Source organism: Nocardioides conyzicola, assembly GCF_039543825.1.
In the GTDB taxonomy this organism is placed as follows: domain Bacteria; phylum Actinomycetota; class Actinomycetes; order Propionibacteriales; family Nocardioidaceae; genus Nocardioides; species Nocardioides conyzicola.
On the sequence record NZ_BAABKM010000001.1, the window covers coordinates 379386 to 396462 of the forward strand.

Genomic DNA, 17077 nt, shown 5'->3' on the forward strand with positions numbered 1-17077 from the left:
CCTCTCGTTGGTGTCCCACCACCGTGCGCCGCTCTCGCTGAAGCCAGCCTGAAGGTCGTCGGGTCGTGCGCGTTCAGCCGGCCTTCAGCGCGCCTTCAGCGACGAGGTGCCAGGGTGGTCGGCGTGCGGATCCTGGTGGTCGAGGACGACAAGCAGCTGGCGGCCGGCCTGCGTCGTGGGCTCGAGGCCGAGGGGTACGCCTTCGACGTCGCGCTCGACGGGACCGAGGGCGAGTGGTTCGCGCAGGAGCAGACGTACGACGCGATGGTGGTCGACGTGATGCTCCCCGGGCTTGCCGGGGACGTGCTCTGCGCCAGGCGTCGCGAGGCGGGTGACTGGACCCCGATCCTGATGCTCACCGCCCGGTCGGGCCCGGAGCAGGAGAGTCGGGCACTCGACGCCGGTGCCGACGACTTCCTCGCCAAGCCCTTCTCGTTCATGGTCCTGACGGCACGGCTGCGCGCGCTGGTGCGTCGCGGGACTCGCGAGCGACCCACGATCCTCCAGGTGGGCGACCTCCGTCTCGATCCGGCGACCCACCGGGTCTCGCGCGGCGAGACCGAGGTGGCGTTGACCCCACGGCAGTTCGCCCTGCTGGAGTACCTGATGCGCCATGCCGGAGAGGTGGTGTCGAAGACGGCGATCCTGGAGCACGTGTGGGACTTCGCCTACGACGGCCACCCCAACATCGTCGAGGTCTACGTCCGCCAGCTGCGCCAGCGCATCGACGAGCCGTTCGCGCTCCGGTCGCTCCAGACCGTTCGTCTGGTCGGCTACCGACTGGCGGCCGACGGCGGCGGCGCCGGCAAGGCGGACCCGTGACCCGTCGCCTCGGCCTGCGCGCGCGGGCGACCCTGCTCGGCACCCTGCTCTTCACCCTGGTGCTGGTGATCGGCTCGATGCTGCTCCTGTCGACGCTCGAGGCGCGACTCACGGCGTCGTCCGACCAACTGTCGCGCACGCGGCTGGCGGACCTGCTCGACCAGGCCGGCAGCGACGAGCTGCCGACCACGCTCCGCACCGTCGACGACAACGGCATGGCGCAGGTGGTCGGCCCCTCAGGCGACGTGCTCGCGGCCACCCCCAACCTCGCGGGTCGCGGAGCGGTGGCCGACCTCCCGGCCGGGACGACGCCCCGGCTACGGACGTTCCGAGCACCCGACGACCAGGAGTACGAGACGTACCGGGTCTGGTACGCCACCGGGTCCAGCCCGCACGGGCCGGTCACGGCGTACGTGGGGAGCAGTCTCGAGTCGGTGGCCGAGGCCTCGACCGCACTACGCCGGGCGTTGACCGTGGGCGTGCCTCTCGTGGCACTGGCGCTCGGCGTCGTGATCTGGCTGCTCCTCGGCCGGGCGCTCGGACGGCTGGACCGCATCCGAGCCGAGGTGGACCGGATCTCCGCGGAGAACCTGCACACCCGGGTGGCCGGTGACGGCGTGGCCGACGAGGTCGGCCGTCTGGCCGCGACCATGAACGCGATGCTGGGGCGGCTCGACGCTTCCGCGCAGCACCAGCGCGACTTCGTCGCCGACGTCTCCCACGATCTGCAGAGCCCGCTCGCCGCGCAGCGCGTCGCCCTCGAGCTCGCCCTCGCCCGGCCCGAGGACATCGACACCGACCGGCTGCGCGCGGACGTCCTCGGACCGACGAGCGACATGGAACGGCTGGTGCGTGACCTCCTCGTGCTGGCCACGATCGATGCGGACACGGTCGCTCGGCCGGCCCCGCTCGACCTCGACGCGCTCGTCCTGGAGGAGGCCGTCCGCGCCCGGACCGGCACCGGCGTACGGATCCGCACGGACCAGGTCTCCGCGGCGCCGGCGCTGGCGGACCCCGACGACGTACGGCGGATCGTCCGCAACCTGCTGGAGAACGCGGTGACCCACGCGGCAACAGAGGTCGTCCTGATTGTCGACGTCGACGACCACCAGGCCCGCCTCGACGTCGTCGACGACGGTCCGGGCGTCCCCGGACGAGCGCGAGCGGGTGTTCGACCGGTTCCACCGGGCGGAGCGGGTGCGACCGCGTGGCGGGGGCAGCGGGCTCGGCCTGCCCATCGCGCGCGGCCTGGCCGAACGCAACGACGGACGCCTCGACCTGGCCGACCTGCCCGGAGGAGCCTGCTTCGTGCTCCGGCTCCCGACCGTCCCCGCCTGACCGCGGGTCAGGCCCGCGGCACGGTGAGCACGAACCTCGCGCCGGTGTCCGCTGCGGCAACCTGCACCGAGCCACCCATCGACCGCGCGACCCGCTGCGCGATGCCGAGGCCGAGTCCGGTCCCACCGCGCGAGGACGCACCGACGTCGAAGAGCGTCTCCCGCACCCCCGGGTCCACCCCGGGCCCGTCGTCGGAGACCGAGATCTCCACCGCACGGGTGGTGTCGACGGCGGCCAGCGTGACGGTCGTGCGAGCGTGCGCGACGGCGTTGTCGACGATCGGAGCGAGGGCGCGCACGACCAGCTCCCGCGGACCGGCCATCCGTCCGGTCGAGTCATCGGTGGCGTCGACGAACACGAGCCCGGGCGGCACCATGGCCCGGACGGCGCCGACGACGTCGACGACGTGCGACGTCGAGCCGGTGCCCGAGGCGTTGTCGCGGGCGACGTCGACCAGGGTCGTGATGACGTCCGACATGGCGCGGGCGGACGTGGCGATCTGCTCGAGCTCGACCCGGGTCTCGGCGTCGTCGACGCCGCGGAGCAGGGCGAGGTCGGCGCTCCCCTGGATCGCGGTGAGGGGGGTGCGCAGCTCGTGGGCGAGCTCGGAGGTGAGGCGCTGCTCGGAGCGGATCGCCATCGACACCCGGTCGAGCAGGCCGTCGAGGGTCGCCCCGAGCTGGGCGAGCTCGTTGTCGGGACCGTCGAGGTCGAACCGGTGGCTGAGGTCGTGCTCGCTCCAGTCGGTCGCCCGCTCCGCCATCCGCGCGACCGGGGTGAGCGCCTGGGTCGTGACCCGACTCGCGATCGCCGCCGACACCGCGATCACCAGGACGCCGATGCCGATGGTGGCGACGAGCGCGTACATCTCGGAGCGCTCGTACGGCGTCGTCGCCTGGCTCACGACGACGACGCCGGACTGCCCCGCCTGGTTGGTGAACGGCACGGCCCGCAGCCGCAGCTCCTCGTCGGCGTCGACGTTGCGGGCCGAGGTCGTGGTGCCCAGGTCGTCGGCCGCGTCCCGGGCCCGGTGCTCGATCGAGCCCGCCACGAGCCGGCCCTTGTCGTCGTAGACCCGCACCCCCGGGTCGAGCAGCTCCTCCGGCACGCTGACGGTCGCGCTGCCGCTGTCGGAGTTGGCGTCCACGATCGCGACCACCGCGGCGGCCCGGTCCTGGAGGACCCGGTCGATGTCACGCTTGGCGGTGTAGGCGAGCAGGATCTGGACCCCGACGCCGACACAGATCATCACCGCCGTCATCAGCAGGACCGTCGACAGCACGATCTGGCCCCGGAAGGACCGAGGAGCGAACCGCCGCAGCCCGCCCCGCAGGACGCTCGGGCGGATCCGGCTCCACGGCTGCTCGCTCACTTCAGCGTGAACCCTACGCCGCGCACGGTCTGCAGCTTGAGCGGCGAACCGACCACGGTGAGCTTGGTGCGGATCCTGCGGACGTAGGAGTCGACGGTGTTCTCGCTGACCATCGCGCCGTCGGGCCAGGCAGCGGCGACGACGGCCCGGCGGCGGACGACCTCACCGGGTCGCGAGGTGATCGCGGCCAGCATCCGGAACTCCGTCGGGGTGAGCAGCACCTCGCGGTCGTCGCACACCAGCGCGTGCCGTGCGGGGTCCAGCACCAGGTCCCCGGGCGCGTCGGCGACGACGATCCGTCCCCGCTTCGCCAGGGCCTCGACCCGCGCGATCAGCTCCTTCACGTCGAACGGCTTCGGCAGGTAGTCGTCCGCGCCCGCACTGAAGCCGGCCAGCCGGTCGTGCACCGCGCCGAGGGCGGTCAGGAAGATGACCGGCGCCGGCTGGCCGGCGGACCGCAGCGCCTGGCAGACGTCGCGACCGTCGGCGTCCGGCAGCCCGATGTCGAGCACGATCACGTCGATCGCGTCGTCGGCGGCGAACAGCCGGATCGCCTCGCGACCGTCGTACGCCGCGACCGCGGTGTGGCCCGCGTGGTCGAGGGCGGCCAGGACGATCCGCCGGATCGCCGGGTCGTCCTCGCAGAGGCCGATCTTCGCCATGGGTGCGCTTCCTTCCGCGCTCCCGACCGCCGGGGGCGCGAGCCCATCGTGGGCTGCCGAACCTGCAAAGTACCTGACCCCCGCCGCCCGGGAGGCTGGTCAGGTCGGTGGCAGGTCGATCGACGGACCGTGGGCACCATGCCCGTCCTCGACCGCGTCGCCCCGCGCCCCGTCCGGCGGTCACGGTGGACGAGCGGGCAGCTCGTGGTCGCGTACCTCGCCGTCGCGGTCGCCGTCGTCCGCCTGCCGTTCCTGGCCCTGCCGCTGTCCCCGGACGAGGGTGGGTACCTCCTCGTCGCGTCGCAGTGGGATCCCGGAGCCTCGACGTACGGCGCGTACTTCGTCGACCGCCCGCCGGTGCTGATCGGGCTCTTCGGACTCGCCGACGAGCTGGGCGGCACGATCCCCCTCCGGCTGCTGGCACTGGTCGCCGTGGCCGGCTCCGTCCTGCTGGCCGGCCGGCTGGGCGGCTGGCCGGCGGCCGCGACGGCCGCGGTCTTCCTCTCGACGCCGCTCTTCGACGCCATGCAGGTCGACGGCGAGCTGCTGGCCGTGCCCTTCGTCCTCGGGGGTCTCGCCCTGCTGGTGCGGTCGTTGCGGACGACGTCACCGCAGTCGGCGTACGCCGGCAGCGCCGCCGCAGGTGCCCTCGCCGCGTGCGCCGTGCTGGTGAAGCAGAACCTGCTCGACGTCTTCGTCGTCGCCGCCATCCTGCTCGCCACCCTCGCCGTCCGGGGCCGGTGGCGCGACGCCGTCCGGCGGACCGGTGCGTTCGCCGCCGGCACCCTGGTCGCGGTCGGCTTCGCCCTGCTCGTCTCCGCGACCCGCGGGACCGGCCCGGCGGCCCTGTGGGACGCGATGGTGACGTTCCGCGCCCAGGCCGCCGAGGTGATCCACACATCGGCCAACTCCGCGACCCCGGACCGTCTCCACACCCTGGTCGTGGTGCTGCTCGTCAGCGGTGCTCCCGTGGTCGCGCTGGTCGCGCTCGGCGGCCTGCGCCGGCCCGAGACCGGACCCGACCTCCGCTGGGCGGCCCTCGCCCTGATCGCGTGGGAGCTCGTCGGCGCAGCGCTCGGCGGCAGCTACTGGCTGCACTACCTGCTGGCCCTGGTCCCGGGGTTGGTGCTCCTCACGGCGGCCAGCCGTCCGACGCGACCGTTGAGGTGGGGACTGGTGCTCGCCGGGGCGAGCACGACCGTGGCGCTGGTCGGGTTCACGCTGTCGCCCCCGAGTCCGGGGGCCGACCAGGCGGTCTCGGCGTACCTGCGCAGCCACTCCATCGCCGGGGACACCGTCGTGGTGGCGTTCGGGCACCCGAACGTCGTCCACGACTCCGGCCTCGGCTCGCCGTACGAGCAGCTGTGGAGCCTGCCCGTCCGGGTCCGCGATCCCCGGCTGCGCGAGTTCGCCCGGGTGATCGGCGGTGCCGACGCGCCCCGCTGGGTCGTCGTGTCGGGTGGGTCGCTGGCCACCTGGGGCGTGGACTCCACGGCTGCGCAGGTCGTCCTGGACCGGCACTACCGGCAGGTGACGAGCGACGGCGACTGGCACGTCTTCGAGCGCCGCTGATCCGACGGCGCCGCGGACGGCCTCGTGACGGTCAGGTTGCTGGCAGGACCGCCGGACCACTGTGCGAAGCATGGACCTGATCGTCATCCCGACCTACCAAGAGGCCGCCACCGTCACCGGGCTGGTCGACCGCATCCTCGGCGTCGCCGACCTGGCCTCGTTCCACGTGCTCGTCGTCGACGACGCGAGCCCGGACGGCACGGCCGACATCGTCCGCGCCCACCCGGCGTACGGCGACCGGCTGCTGCTCCTCCGGCGTGCGGGCAAGGACGGCCTCGGCACCGCGTACCGCGACGGCTTCGCCTGGGCCGAGCAGCACGGGTACGCCGTCGTCGTGCAGATGGATGCCGACGGCTCGCACCCGCCGGAGTCCGTGCCGGACCTGGTCGACGCGCTCCGCGAGGCCGACGTCGCGATCGGGTCCCGCTACGTGCCCGGTGGTCGGACCGTGAACTGGCCCTGGCGCCGGCGGCTCGTCTCGCGCGCCGGCAACCTGTACGTCCAGTTCCTCCTCGGGCTGCCGGTGCGGGACGCGACGGCCGGGTTCCGGGCCTACCGGCCGGGGGTCCTCGCGGCGATCGCGCCCGATGGCACCGAGGCATCCGGCTACTCGTTCCAGATCGAGACCACCTGGCGGGCGACCCGGTCGGGGCTGCGCCTGGTCGAGGTGCCGATCACGTTCGTCGAGCGCCAGCAGGGCAGCTCGAAGATGACGACCTCGATCGCCGTCGAGGCGCTGTGGCGGGTCTTCGCCTGGCGCTTCCTCTCGCCGCCGGCCGCTCCGGTCCGCGCACGCGTTCAGGTTGTCGGCAGCCAGAGCACGAGACGTTGACGCCATGACCCAGCACGCAACCATCGCCGGCACCGGCGCACGACAGATGCTCAACAAGGTCCCCGAGGTCACCATCTGGTTCTGGGTGATCAAGATCCTCTGCACGACCGTCGGCGAGAGCTTCGCCGACTGGATCAACATGACCCTCGGCGTCGGCCTCGTGAACACCGCCATCCTCTTCACCGTCATCTTCGCGGTGGTGCTCGCGATCCAGATGACCCTGCGGCGGTACGTGCCGGTCGCCTACTGGCTGACCGTGGTCGTCGTGAGCGTGACCGGCACGCTCTACACCGACATCCTCACCGACCAGCTCGGCGTACCCCTGTGGATCAGCACCACCGTCTTCTCGGTGCTGCTCGCCGCGGTCTTCGGCGTCTGGTACCTCCGCGAGCGCACGCTGTCGATCCACTCCATCGTCACCCTCCCCCGCGAGGCGTTCTACTGGCTCGCCGTCCTCGTCACCTTCGCGCTCGGTACGGCCACCGGCGACTGGACGCTCGAGCTGACCGGATGGGGCCCGAGCAAGGCGGTCATCCTGCCGGCCGCACTGATCGCCATCGTCACGCTGATCTGGCGGCTCGGCGCCAACGAGGTCCTGACCTTCTGGCTCGCCTACATCCTGACCCGGCCGCTCGGCGCCAACATCGGCGACTGGCTGGCCACGCCGTCGAGCGAGAAGGGGCTGGGCCTCGGGACGCTGGTCACCAGCATCATCTTCCTGGGCGCCATCCTCGCGACCGTCGTCTACCTGTCGATCTCGCGGGCCGACGTGATCGAGCAGCACGAGGAGGCACGGCCGACCGGGCGCTACGTGAGGCCGCATCGGCAGCGTCCCCTGCTGGCCGCCCTCGGGGTCGTGGCCGTCGCCACCGTCGCCCTGCTGGCGTGGGCGAACGCCCAGCCGCACCAGAGCGCCCTCGCCGACGAGGGCCCTGCCCCCAGCTGCTCCGGGTCCCCGATCGGCCAGGCCGAGGCCACCAAGCAGGTCGCCGCGAAGTTCCCGGCCGCCTCGGTGCAGAACTACCGCACGATCGCGCAGGACACCTTGAAGCTGGTGGACTCCGGCGACCAGGCCGGCGCCGCCAAGCGGGTGACCGACCTGGAGACCGCGTGGGACGACGACCAGGGCTCGCTGCAGCCGAAGGACTGTCAGGCGTGGGCCTTCGTGGACCAGCAGATCGACCCGGTCCTGTCGGCCGTCCGCGCCTCCAGCCCGGACACTGGCACCGAGGACAAGGCGATCCAGGCACTGCTCGTCACGCTCGGGTAGCACCCGCTCGGTCCTGCGGCCCTCGACCAGCTCCGGCTGGTCGAGGGCCGTCGGCGTCGTCAGACAGGCAGGCCCCGGACGCCGGTCGTGCGGCGGGACCAGGCGAGCACCTCCGCGCGGCCGTAGAGACGGCCGGTGCGACGGAGCGCGGCATCCCAGTCGTGGGCGATGGGGGTGCTCCGGTTGTGGTCGCGGATCGCCGCGCGCAGCCCCGGGTCGGTGACGACGCGGGCCATCGCGGCGATCATCTCGCGGTCGTCGGCCCCCAGCAGTCCCTCGCGGCCGTGCCGCACGAACTCGCCGAGGCCCGACTGCGCCGACCCGACGACGGGCAGGCCCAGCGCCCGGGCTTCGAGCGCCGCGATGCCGAACGACTCGAGCTCGGCCGGCGCCACGAAGCAGTCGGCGCGCAGCAGCCGGTCACGCACGCCCGCGCGGTCGAGGCGACCGGGCAGGTCGACCCACCCGTCCATGCGGTGGCGTCGGACGAAGCGCTCGAACGCCGGCCGCTGCGGACCGTCGCCGACGACGACGGCGCGGAACGCGACGTCGTCGGGGACGACCTCGCGCAGCCGCAGCAGCATCCGGGCGAGCGGGAGCGCCCGCTTGGTCCGGGTGAACCGCATGACGCTCAGCAGGGTGGGTCCGGAGGCCGTGGTCGCCGTGCCGGACGGGTACGCCGCGGGGTGCCACACGACCGGGTCGACCGCGTTCGGGAGCACCGCCACCTCGATGCCCGGCCCGAGCATCTCTCGGAGGGGCCGTGCCGCCGCCTCGCTCACGGCGGACCACTGCAGGGGCCAACGGCGCAGCTGCAGGAGGGACTGCGCGGCCGCGGGCAGCGGGCCGAGGCGGCTCCACAGGGAGTGGACGGTGACCAGGGTCGGCAGCCCGGCGCGACTGGCGTGGCGGGCGGCGAGCGTCGCGAAGGGGGAGAGCACCGAGACGTGCACGTGGACGCAGTCCGGCCGGAGCTCGGCGAGCATCGAGCGGAGCTCGGCGTCGGCGACGACGAGGGAGCGGTTCGGGTCGTGCTCGTCGCGACCAGGACGACGACCGGCCCGGTGGACCCACCCGGGGTCGGCCGTGCCCTCCGCGCCGGACAGGGTGATCACCCGGGCATCGATCCCGGCCGCACGCTGATGGCCGACGAGGTCGCTGACGTGCACCTCGATCCCGCCGAGGCGCGGGAGGTAGCAGTCGGTCACGTGCAGGACGCGCATCAGCCCACGGCGATCGCGGGGGCCCGGCGTACGGATCGGTGGTGCGCCACCATCCAGCCGGCGAGCGTGAGTCCTCCGACCGGGATCTCGAGGCCGAACGTCAGGGCCCGGTAGAGCAGGACGCCGAGAGCGACGCCCACTGATGAGCCGGGGAAGGCGAGCAGGGCGGCGGCGAGACCGACCTCGACGACCCCGGCGCCGCCCGGAGTGAGGCCGGCGAGGGTCAGCAGGCGCTCAACGGCGAACCCGGCCAGCACCGCGGCGACGCCCACCCCGGCTCCGGTCGCGGTCAGGCAGCCGAGCAGGAGCGCGAAGAGGCAGGCGGTGTAGAGGACCATCCCGAGGCTGAGCCGCCGCCAGCTGGTGCGTACGACGGCGCTCGTGCCGGCCTGGAGCGCCACCAGGGCGGCGCGGCACGACCGGCCGCGGAGCCACCGCCCGAGCACGCGGTCGCCGAGACCGCCCGCGCGATCCGCCGCTGCCGGCGACGCCAAGGTCGCCAGTCCGGTCGCGGCCACCACGGCCAGGACCAGCGCCGCCGCGAGCCCCGCGTAGGCGAACGAGCCGGCGACTCCGGGCGCGGCGACGAGCAGCACCGGCATGACCAGCGCCGGGAGCAGGAACTTGGCCAGGACGTCCCAGATGTTCGTGACGACCGTGTAGCTGCCGATCGCGGTGCCCGAGTGTCCCCACGTCCGCGCCATCCGGTAGTTGAGCGCGATGCCGGCGGCGCCACCGAGCGGCAGCACGTTGGCAACGGCGCTCCCGGTCAGGCTGAGCGTCAGCGCCCGCCGGTGGGTCAGTCCCGGCATCGCCCCGGTCAGGGTGACCGTGTGCGCGAGCAGGCCGACGAGCCACAGCACGACGAGTCCGGCGAGCCAGGCCATCGGGACGTGGGCCGCGGCCGGCGCGAGCTGCGTCCACGTGACCCCGGTGACGGTGGGCAGCGTGAGCGCGGTGAGCGCGATCCCGACGACCACGCTGACCGTGAACCTCAGCCGCCCGACCCAGCGCCGGCGTACCGCCGGCGACGAAGGCGGGCCAGGAACGGCCCGGGTCGCAGCCGAGGACCCCTGCTCGTCCGTGAGGAACGTTGTCACTCGTGCAGCGTCGCCAGCGCGACCTGCACGCCACCTGACCGCCTGTGACCGCCTGAGCCCGGACCCCGGGTCAGGTTGCGTGCAGGTTGCCTGCGCGAGGGTCGACCCCATGACCTCGCGGAACGGCTGGCTGCTCCGGCTCGGCGCGCTGGTCGTCGTGTTCGGCGTCGTCACGGCATGGCGCTCGCACGAGGTCGGGATCGCGGTGCGCGACCCGGGTGGTCAGTACCTCGTCGGGAAGGTCCTCACGAGCCTCGGGGTGTTCGTGGTCCTCGTGGTGATGGACGCCGTGGCCCGGACCCCGCGCCCCGGACGGAGTGTCCGCGGGGTCGCGGCGACCGTCCGGGACCGGTGGACGTGGGCCCGGCTCGGTCGGGCGTGGGCGGCCCTGCTCTGCTACCACCTCATCTACTTCTGCTACCACAACCTGAAGAGCTGGGACGTCCTCAACGCACCTCGCGACACCCTGCTGAGCCGGGTGGACGACCTGCTGTTCCTCGGCCACCACCCGGCGGTGCTGCTGCACGATCTGCTCGGCCAAGGCGTGGCCGCCTGGATCCTGATCGGCGTGTACGAGTCCTTTCCGACGCTCGTCACGGTGGCGATCGTCGCCCCGGTCGTCTTCGTCGACCGGGTGCGGGACGGGGCTGTGATGACGGCCGCGCTCTGCTGGGCGTGGGTGCTCGGGACCGTCTCCTACTACGCGATCCCGTCCCTGGGCCCCTTCCACGACCGTCCGCAGGACTTCGCGGGCCTGCCGACGAGCATCGTCACGCGCACCCAGGCGACGTACCTGGCCCAGCGCGACCACCTGCTCGCGGCCCCACGGGCCCACGACGCGTTCGCCCAGATCTCCGCGTTCGCGAGCCTGCACGTCGCCATCACCACGGTCATCCTCCTGATGGCGGCCTACTTCCGGCTCCGGCGTACGACGATCGCGCTCGCGGTCTTCCTGGTGGGCACCCTCCTCGCCACCGTCTACCTCGGCTGGCACTTCGCCGTCGACGACCTCGCGGGCCTGGCGATCGGATGGGTCGCCGTCCTGCTGGGGCGCCTGACCGTCAGCCCTCACCGGGCCGAGCTCCGGGCGGCGCTGACGTCCTTCGCGCGGCCGCTCCCGGCCCGGGCGCCGGCCGCCCCCGAGGATCGGGCTCCCGTCCGTGGCTGAGCGTCACTTCACCATCGTGTCGTTCCACGCCCACCCGGACGACGAGGCGCTGCTGACCTCGGGCACCCTCGCGCGAGCGGCGGCCGAGGGGCACCGCGTGGTCGTGGTGGTCGCCACCTCGGGCGAGGCGGGGCTCTCTCGGGAGGACTGGGCGCGCGGCGACCTGGGGGCCCGCCGACAGGCCGAGCTGGAGAGCTCGGCCCGGGCGATCGGCGCCGCGCGGGTCGAGGTCCTCGGCTACCCCGACTCCGGCTGGCCGCCGTCCGACGCCGGCCCGACCCCCTTCAGCCGGTTGGGCGTCGAGCCCCTCGCCGGCGACCTCGCCGCCCTGCTCACCGAGGAAGCGGCCGACGTCCTGACGATCTACGACCAGCACGGCGGCTACGGCCACCCGGACCACGTGCAGGTGCACCGGGTGGGGGTCCGCGCCGCCGAGCTCGCCGGCACCCCGGTGGTCCTCGAGGCGACGGTCGACCGTGAGCTCATCGCCCGCGCGGTGCGCGGCCTGCGGCGCCTGGGCCGTCTCGTCCCGATGCCCGAGCTCCCGGACATGGACGCCGCGTTCACCGCGCACGCCGAGATCACCCACCGCGTGGCGGTCGGCCGCCATCTGCGCGCGAAGGAGGCGTCGATGCGCGCCCACGTCAGCCAGGCGACCGACGCCGACGGCGGTGGCGTCCGGACGCTCGCACTGCTCCTCCGGCTCCCCCTCCCCGTGCGCCGCCGCGTGCTGCGGCACGAGTGGTTCCGTGAGCGGGGGGTCCCCGCGGGCGCCGTCCCGGTCGACGACGTGTTCGCCTCGATCCGGTAGACCAGCGCCGCCGGCAGAGCGCCGTGCGGTGGTTGGATAGCCCGCATGGCCAACTACGCGGACTTCCAGACCGGCCTCTACTTCGCCGGCCTGGCGGGCGAGACCCCGGCGTACCCCCTGACCTTCGCCGGTCTCGAGACGGCCGCCCGGGACAAGATGGAGCACCGGCTCTACGACTACGTCGCCGGCGGCGCCGGCGACGAGCACACGCAGCGCGGCAACGTCGCCGCCTTCGAGCGTTGGGGCATCCAGCCGCGGATGCTGTCGGGCGCGGCCGACCGCGACCTGTCGGTCGAGCTCTTCGGGCACACCTACCCGACGCCGCTCTTCCTGGCGCCGATCGGCGTGCTCGGCGTGATGACCGACGACGAGCACGGCGACCTCGCGACGGCCGCCGCCTCAGCCGCGTCCGGTGTCCCCATGGTCGCCTCGACGCTGATGCAGGACCCGATGGAGCAGGTCGGCGCGGCCCTCGGTGACACCCCGGGCTTCTTCCAGCTCTACACGCCCAACGACCGGGAGCTGGCGGAGAGCTTCGTCCACCGCGCCGAGGCGTCGGGCTTCCGCGGCATCGTGGTCACGCTCGACACCTGGACGCTCGGCTACCGCCCCCGCGACCTCCAGCACGCGACCTTCCCGCAGCTGCGCGGCGCGTGCCTCGCCAACTACACCTCGGACCCGGTCTTCCGGTCCCGCCTCGCGGCGCCGCCCGAGGAGGACCCGGCAGCAGCCGCGTTCCAGTGGGCGCTGACCTTCGGCAACCCGACCCTCACCTGGGACGACCTCGCGTGGCTGCGCGGCCTGACCGAGCTGCCCCTGCTGCTCAAGGGCATCTGCCACCCCGACGACGTACCCAGGGCCAAGGACGCCGGCGTCGACGGGATCTACTGCTCCAACCACGGCGGCCGCCAGGTCGCGTCCGCCCCGGCCATCGACTTCCTGCCCGGGGTCGTCGACGCCGCCGAGGGCACGCCCGTGCTCTTCGACTCGGGCGTGCGCTCGGGTGCCGACGTGGTGAAGGCGCTCGCGCTCGGCGCCACGGCCGTGGGCATCGGCCGGCCGTACGGGTACGGCGCGGTGCTCGGCGGCACCGCCGGCGTCGAGTTCGTGCTCTCCTGCCTGCTCGCCGAGGCCGACCTGACGATGGGCCTCAACGGCTACGCCAGCATCGCCGAGCTCAGCCGCGACGTGCTGGTGCGGGTGCCCTGACGACCCGTCAGGTGTAGAGCCCGAAGTACATCCGGGTGGCGGCGTCGACCATCTCGTCCGGCGTCGCGTCGAGCACGCCGTCGAGCCACGCCGTGATGAGCTCGGCCATGCCGCCGATGAAGAGCAGGCCGCCGATCTCACCCTCGGAGGGGGTGGGTGGCCGCAGCCCCATGACCTCGGCCGCGTCCTCGGCCGAGCGGTGGGCGAAGTGCCGGAGCAACGCCGTACGCCGCGGGCGCAGTGCCGGGAGGGCGCCCGCCTCGATGATCGCGACCCGACCCTTGCGGGGGTCCTCCTGCAGCAGGGTGACGAAGGCCAGCACGGAGGCGCGGACCCGCTCGGCCGGCCCGGACCCGGCGGCCTCCGCCTCGTCGGCCGCCGCCTGGACGCGCTCCTCGATCTCGAGCGCGATCGAGTCGAGCACGGTCACCAGGGCCTCGTCGAGGTTCGCGAAGCTCTCGTAGAAGTAGCGCTCGATCAGCCCGGCCGACGCGCAGATCGCGGTCATCGTGACCTTGGGCCCGGCGGTCGCCCACACCTCCAGGGTGGCCTCCGTCAGCCGCCGACGACGGTCGGCCGTGCGCTCGGCGGCGCTGACCCCCCGGTAGACCCCTGACTGCACCGCCACGGCGTCAGCGTCTCACACGAGCACGGTCCGGATCGATCGTTGACAGGACTCCCTGTCCGAATCATGCTGAGGCTCGTGAGCACCACGAGCACGTCCCTGCCCACCGACCCGCCGGCGCGCGCCCGCCGTACGTCGACGGCCGCCGACGGCCCCACCCGGCCGGTGCCCGCCATCCGGCGCGAGGACCGCGGCCTGCCGGTGCTCGGCCGGCTGCTGGAGTTCGCGGCCGACCCCGTCGCGCTGATGACCAAGCAGTGGGAGACCTACGGCTCCGTCGCCCCGCTGAAGGGCGCGCTCGGCGAGGACGCCGTCATGTTCCTGGGGCCGGACGCCTGCGAGGAGGCCCTGCGCAACAAGGACAAGGCCTTCGCCAACGGCCCGGCCTGGAGCCGGATCGTCGGGCCGTTCTTCAACGGCGGCCTGATGCTCATCGACTTCGACCACCACCACGCCCACCGGCGGATCATGCAGGAGGCCTTCACCCGCGACCGGCTCGAGGCGTACGCCGCGCGGATGCACCCGGCCATCGAGCACGGGCTGTCCAGCTGGCAGGGCGGGCCCGGCTTCCAGTCCTACTGGGCGCTCAAGCAGCTCACCCTCGACATCGCCGCCGACATCTTCATGGGCGGCGCCGAGGACACCAGCCGCGCGGAGATGGACCGCGTCAACAAGGCGTTCATCGCCTGTGTGCAGGCGGCCGCCGGCGTGGTGCGTGGCGACGTGCCCTTCACCCGCTGGGGCCGGGGCTACCAGGGCCGGCGCGTCCTCGAGGACTTCCTGCGGCAGTACCTCCCGGCCCGTCGCGCCACCAAGACCGACGACATCTTCTCGGTGCTCTGCCACATCGAGACCGAGGACGGCGAGCGCTTCACTGACGACGACGTCGTCAACCACATGATCTTTCTGATGATGGCGGCGCACGACACCTCGACGATCACGACGTCGACGATGCTGCAGTTCCTCGGCCAGCACCCCGAGTGGCAGGAGCGGTGCCGCGCCGAGTCGCTCGCGCTCGGCCCGCACCCGAGCCTCAAGGAGGTCGAGGGCCTGGTCTCCCTGGAGCTGGTGATGAAGGAGTCCCTGCGGCTGCGGCCGCCGGTGCCCGTGCTGATCCGCAAGGCCGTCAAGGACACCGTCGTGCAGGGCGTGGCGATCCCGGCCGACAGCAACTGCATCGTCGCGGTCCACTTCTCCCACCTGATGGAGGAGTACTGGACCAACCCGAGGGTCTTCGACCCCGACCGCTTCTCCGAGGAGCGGCGCGAGGACAAGTCGCACCGCTACGCCTGGGAGCCGTTCGGCGGCGGGGTGCACAAGTGCATCGGTCTCTACTTCGCCGGAGCCGAGGTCAAGTCGATCATGCACCAGCTCCTGCGGGAGTGGACGTGGACCGTGCCGCCGGCGTACGTCGCCCCGCTGGACAACCACTCCCTGCCCTTCCCCAAGGACGGCCAGCCGATCGACTTCGTGCGGAGGACTGCGTGACGACGACGGCCGACGCCCGCCCGGCGTGGGTGAAGCCGCACAAGCTGGCCTCGTGGACGCACTGGGTGTCGCGCCCGGTCAGCCGCGGGAGCGACGCGACGATGACCGCGACGGCGCCGTACGACGGCCGCCCGACGGCACCGGTCCCGGCCGGCACGCCGGAGGACGTGGCGGCGGCGGTGGCCTCGGCCAGGGCCGCGACCACGGCCTGGGCGGCGCTGTCGTACGACGACCGCGCCGGCGTCGTGCTGCGCTTCCACGACCTGCTCGTCGAGCGCCAGGACGAGGTGATGGACCTGATCCAGTGGGAGATGGGCAAGGCCCGCTTCCACGCGTGGCAGGAGGTCCTGCAGGTCGCCAACCTGGCCCGCCACTACGCGCGGCACGGGGCGTCGTACCTCGACGACCGCAAGGTCCGCGGCGCGCTGCCCGTGCTGACCCGGGCCCGCGAGGTCCGCGTCCCCGTGGGCGTCGTCGGCATCATCTCGCCGTGGAACTACCCGCTCTACCTGGGCGTGGGTGACGCGATCCCGGCGTTGCTGGCCGGCAACGCGGTCGTCGGCAAGGCCGACCCGCAGACGCCGCTCACCCTGCTCTGGACCCGGGCCCTGATGGCCGAGGCCGGCCTCCCCGAGCCGGTCTGGCAGGTGGTCACCGGTCCCGGCACCGAGATCGGCGAGGCCGTGGTCGACCACGTCGACTACGTCTGCTTCACGGGCTCGACGGCGACCGGACGGCTCGTGGGCGAGCGTGCCGCTCGGCGGCTGATCGGCTCCTCGCTCGAGCTGGGCGGCAAGAACCCACTGATCGTGCGGGCCGACGCCGACATCGCGAAGGCCGCGCGCGGCACGGCCGACGCCGCTTTCGCCAACACCGGCCAGATGTGCATCCACATCGAGCGGGTGATCGTGCACGACCGCGTGTATGACGAGTTCAAGCGCGCCCTGCTCGACGTCACGACGGGGCTGCGGGTCGGTCAGTCCTACGACCTCTCCCACGACATCGGCTCCCTGGCCTCCGCCGACCAGCTCGCGAAGGTCAGCGCCCACGTGGACGACGCGGTCGCCAAGGGCGCCACCGTGCTGGCCGGTGGCCACGCCCGCCCCGAGGTCGGCCCCTTCGCCTACGCACCGACGGTGCTGGAGGGCGTCACCGACGACATGGACCTGTGCCTGGGCGAGACCTTCGGCCCCGTCGTCGCGCTCTATCGCGTCCATGACGACGACGAGGCGGTGCGCGAGGCCAACCGCGGCAGCTACGGGCTCTCGGCGAGCATCTTCAGCACCAACGCACCCACCGCCGACCGGATGGCCCGGATGCTGCGCGCGGGCTCGGTCAACATCAACGACGGTGCGGCGCTGGCCGCCGGGTCGATCGAGGCCGGCATGGGCGGGATGGGCGACTCGGGCTCCGGCCGCCGCCACGGCGCCGAGGGCATCCGCAAGTACACCCAAGCCCAGACCATCGCGTCGTCCTCGCTGGGTCCGGTCGGCCCTCCGCCGGGCGCCGCCCTGGAGACGTTCGTCGCGCTCGGCAACCGTCAGCTCCGGCTCTTCAGGTCGCTCCGGATCCGTTAGTGTCGGCG

At 73.2% G+C, this 17077-nt stretch carries 14 protein-coding genes and 1 pseudogene; 10 read left to right on the plus strand and 5 right to left on the minus strand.

The genetic code is table 11. From position 1 onward, the window contains the following. Nucleotides 1-123: 123 nt before the first annotated feature. Nucleotides 124-822 carry a response regulator transcription factor gene (locus tag ABEA34_RS01865; protein ID WP_345518644.1) on the plus strand — a complete coding sequence of 233 codons (699 nt, stop codon included), beginning with the start codon at nt 124-126 and terminating at the stop codon, nt 820-822. A gap of 215 nt (nt 823-1037) precedes the next feature. Next, a pseudogene (locus ABEA34_RS24115) lies at nt 1038-2160 on the plus strand (HAMP domain-containing sensor histidine kinase). 7 nt (nt 2161-2167) lie between these two features. On the opposite strand, the gene ABEA34_RS01880 reads toward ABEA34_RS24115, so the two are convergent. Together ABEA34_RS01880 and ABEA34_RS01885 are read right to left on the minus strand one after the other, a co-directional pair. Further along, on the minus strand, nt 2168-3532 hold the full coding sequence (locus tag ABEA34_RS01880) for a sensor histidine kinase (protein ID WP_345518650.1): 1365 nt from the start codon (nt 3530-3532) through the stop codon (nt 2168-2170). After that, complete coding sequence (locus ABEA34_RS01885; RefSeq protein ID WP_345518652.1) at nt 3529-4194, minus strand: response regulator transcription factor; 666 nt, start codon at nt 4192-4194, stop codon at nt 3529-3531. Before ABEA34_RS01885 ends, ABEA34_RS01880 begins: the two co-directional genes overlap by 4 nt. A gap of 138 nt (nt 4195-4332) precedes the next feature. Between ABEA34_RS01885 and ABEA34_RS01890 the strand changes: the two genes are divergently transcribed. From ABEA34_RS01890 to ABEA34_RS01900, 3 genes are all read left to right on the plus strand, one after another. Further along, entirely contained in the window at nt 4333-5766 is a 1434-nt protein-coding gene (locus tag ABEA34_RS01890) for a hypothetical protein (protein WP_345518654.1), read from the plus strand. A 70-nt stretch (nt 5767-5836) separates the two neighbouring features. Continuing rightward, complete coding sequence (locus ABEA34_RS01895) at nt 5837-6598, plus strand: polyprenol monophosphomannose synthase (protein ID WP_345518656.1); 762 nt, start codon at nt 5837-5839, stop codon at nt 6596-6598. A gap of 4 nt (nt 6599-6602) precedes the next feature. After that, nucleotides 6603-7868, plus strand: a complete 1266-nt coding sequence (locus ABEA34_RS01900) for a COG4705 family protein (RefSeq protein ID WP_345518658.1) — start codon at nt 6603-6605, stop codon at nt 7866-7868. Between the two features lie 59 nt (nt 7869-7927). On the opposite strand, the gene ABEA34_RS01905 is transcribed toward ABEA34_RS01900, so the two are convergent. Further along, nucleotides 7928-9091, minus strand: coding sequence for a glycosyltransferase family 4 protein (locus ABEA34_RS01905; protein ID WP_345518660.1), 1164 nt, complete (start codon nt 9089-9091; stop codon nt 7928-7930). Further along, nucleotides 9091-10191 (minus strand): lysylphosphatidylglycerol synthase transmembrane domain-containing protein, encoded by a 1101-nt coding sequence (locus ABEA34_RS01910; protein WP_345518662.1) that lies wholly within the window; start codon nt 10189-10191, stop codon nt 9091-9093. Before ABEA34_RS01910 ends, ABEA34_RS01905 begins: the two co-directional genes overlap by 1 nt. A gap of 109 nt (nt 10192-10300) precedes the next feature. On the opposite strand from ABEA34_RS01910, the gene ABEA34_RS01915 reads away from it, so the two are divergent. Genes ABEA34_RS01915 through ABEA34_RS01925 form a run of 3 tightly spaced genes read left to right on the plus strand, consistent with a single transcriptional unit; the run spans nt 10301 to nt 13379 of the window. Further along, nucleotides 10301-11359: a phosphatase PAP2 family protein gene (locus tag ABEA34_RS01915; protein WP_345518664.1), complete on the plus strand. Its 1059-nt coding sequence runs from the start codon at nt 10301-10303 to the stop codon at nt 11357-11359. Continuing rightward, nucleotides 11352-12170 carry a PIG-L deacetylase family protein gene (locus tag ABEA34_RS01920; protein WP_345518666.1) on the plus strand — a complete coding sequence of 273 codons (819 nt, stop codon included), beginning with the start codon at nt 11352-11354 and terminating at the stop codon, nt 12168-12170. The genes ABEA34_RS01915 and ABEA34_RS01920 overlap by 8 nt, the downstream gene beginning before the upstream one ends. 45 nt (nt 12171-12215) lie before the next feature. Then, nucleotides 12216-13379, plus strand: coding sequence for an alpha-hydroxy-acid oxidizing protein (locus ABEA34_RS01925; protein WP_345518668.1), 1164 nt, complete (start codon nt 12216-12218; stop codon nt 13377-13379). A gap of 7 nt (nt 13380-13386) precedes the next feature. Here the strand turns inward: ABEA34_RS01925 and ABEA34_RS01930 are convergent, their stop codons facing one another. Then, nucleotides 13387-14007, minus strand: a complete 621-nt coding sequence (locus ABEA34_RS01930; protein ID WP_345518670.1) for a TetR/AcrR family transcriptional regulator — start codon at nt 14005-14007, stop codon at nt 13387-13389. A gap of 75 nt (nt 14008-14082) precedes the next feature. Here ABEA34_RS01930 and ABEA34_RS01935 point away from each other — a divergent pair, with 75 nt between their 5' ends. Next, on the plus strand, nt 14083-15492 hold the full coding sequence (locus ABEA34_RS01935) for a cytochrome P450 (RefSeq protein WP_345518672.1): 1410 nt from the start codon (nt 14083-14085) through the stop codon (nt 15490-15492). Then, nucleotides 15489-17069: a succinic semialdehyde dehydrogenase gene (locus ABEA34_RS01940; protein WP_345518674.1), complete on the plus strand. Its 1581-nt coding sequence runs from the start codon at nt 15489-15491 to the stop codon at nt 17067-17069. The genes ABEA34_RS01935 and ABEA34_RS01940 overlap by 4 nt, the downstream gene beginning before the upstream one ends. The last annotated feature ends 8 nt before the right edge of the window (nt 17070-17077 follow it).

Coding starts and splice junctions, on each gene's coding strand:
- ABEA34_RS01890 (WP_345518654.1), top strand. CDS start 4,333: ATGCCCGTCCTCGACCGCGTCGCCCCGCGCCCCGTCCGGCGGTCACGG.
- ABEA34_RS01905 (WP_345518660.1), bottom strand. CDS start 9,091: ATGCGCGTCCTGCACGTGACCGACTGCTACCTCCCGCGCCTCGGCGGG.
- ABEA34_RS01915 (WP_345518664.1), top strand. CDS start 10,301: ATGACCTCGCGGAACGGCTGGCTGCTCCGGCTCGGCGCGCTGGTCGTC.
- ABEA34_RS01885 (WP_345518652.1), bottom strand. CDS start 4,194: ATGGCGAAGATCGGCCTCTGCGAGGACGACCCGGCGATCCGGCGGATC.
- ABEA34_RS01925 (WP_345518668.1), top strand. CDS start 12,216: ATGGCCAACTACGCGGACTTCCAGACCGGCCTCTACTTCGCCGGCCTG.
- ABEA34_RS01895 (WP_345518656.1), top strand. CDS start 5,837: ATGGACCTGATCGTCATCCCGACCTACCAAGAGGCCGCCACCGTCACC.
- ABEA34_RS01900 (WP_345518658.1), top strand. CDS start 6,603: ATGACCCAGCACGCAACCATCGCCGGCACCGGCGCACGACAGATGCTC.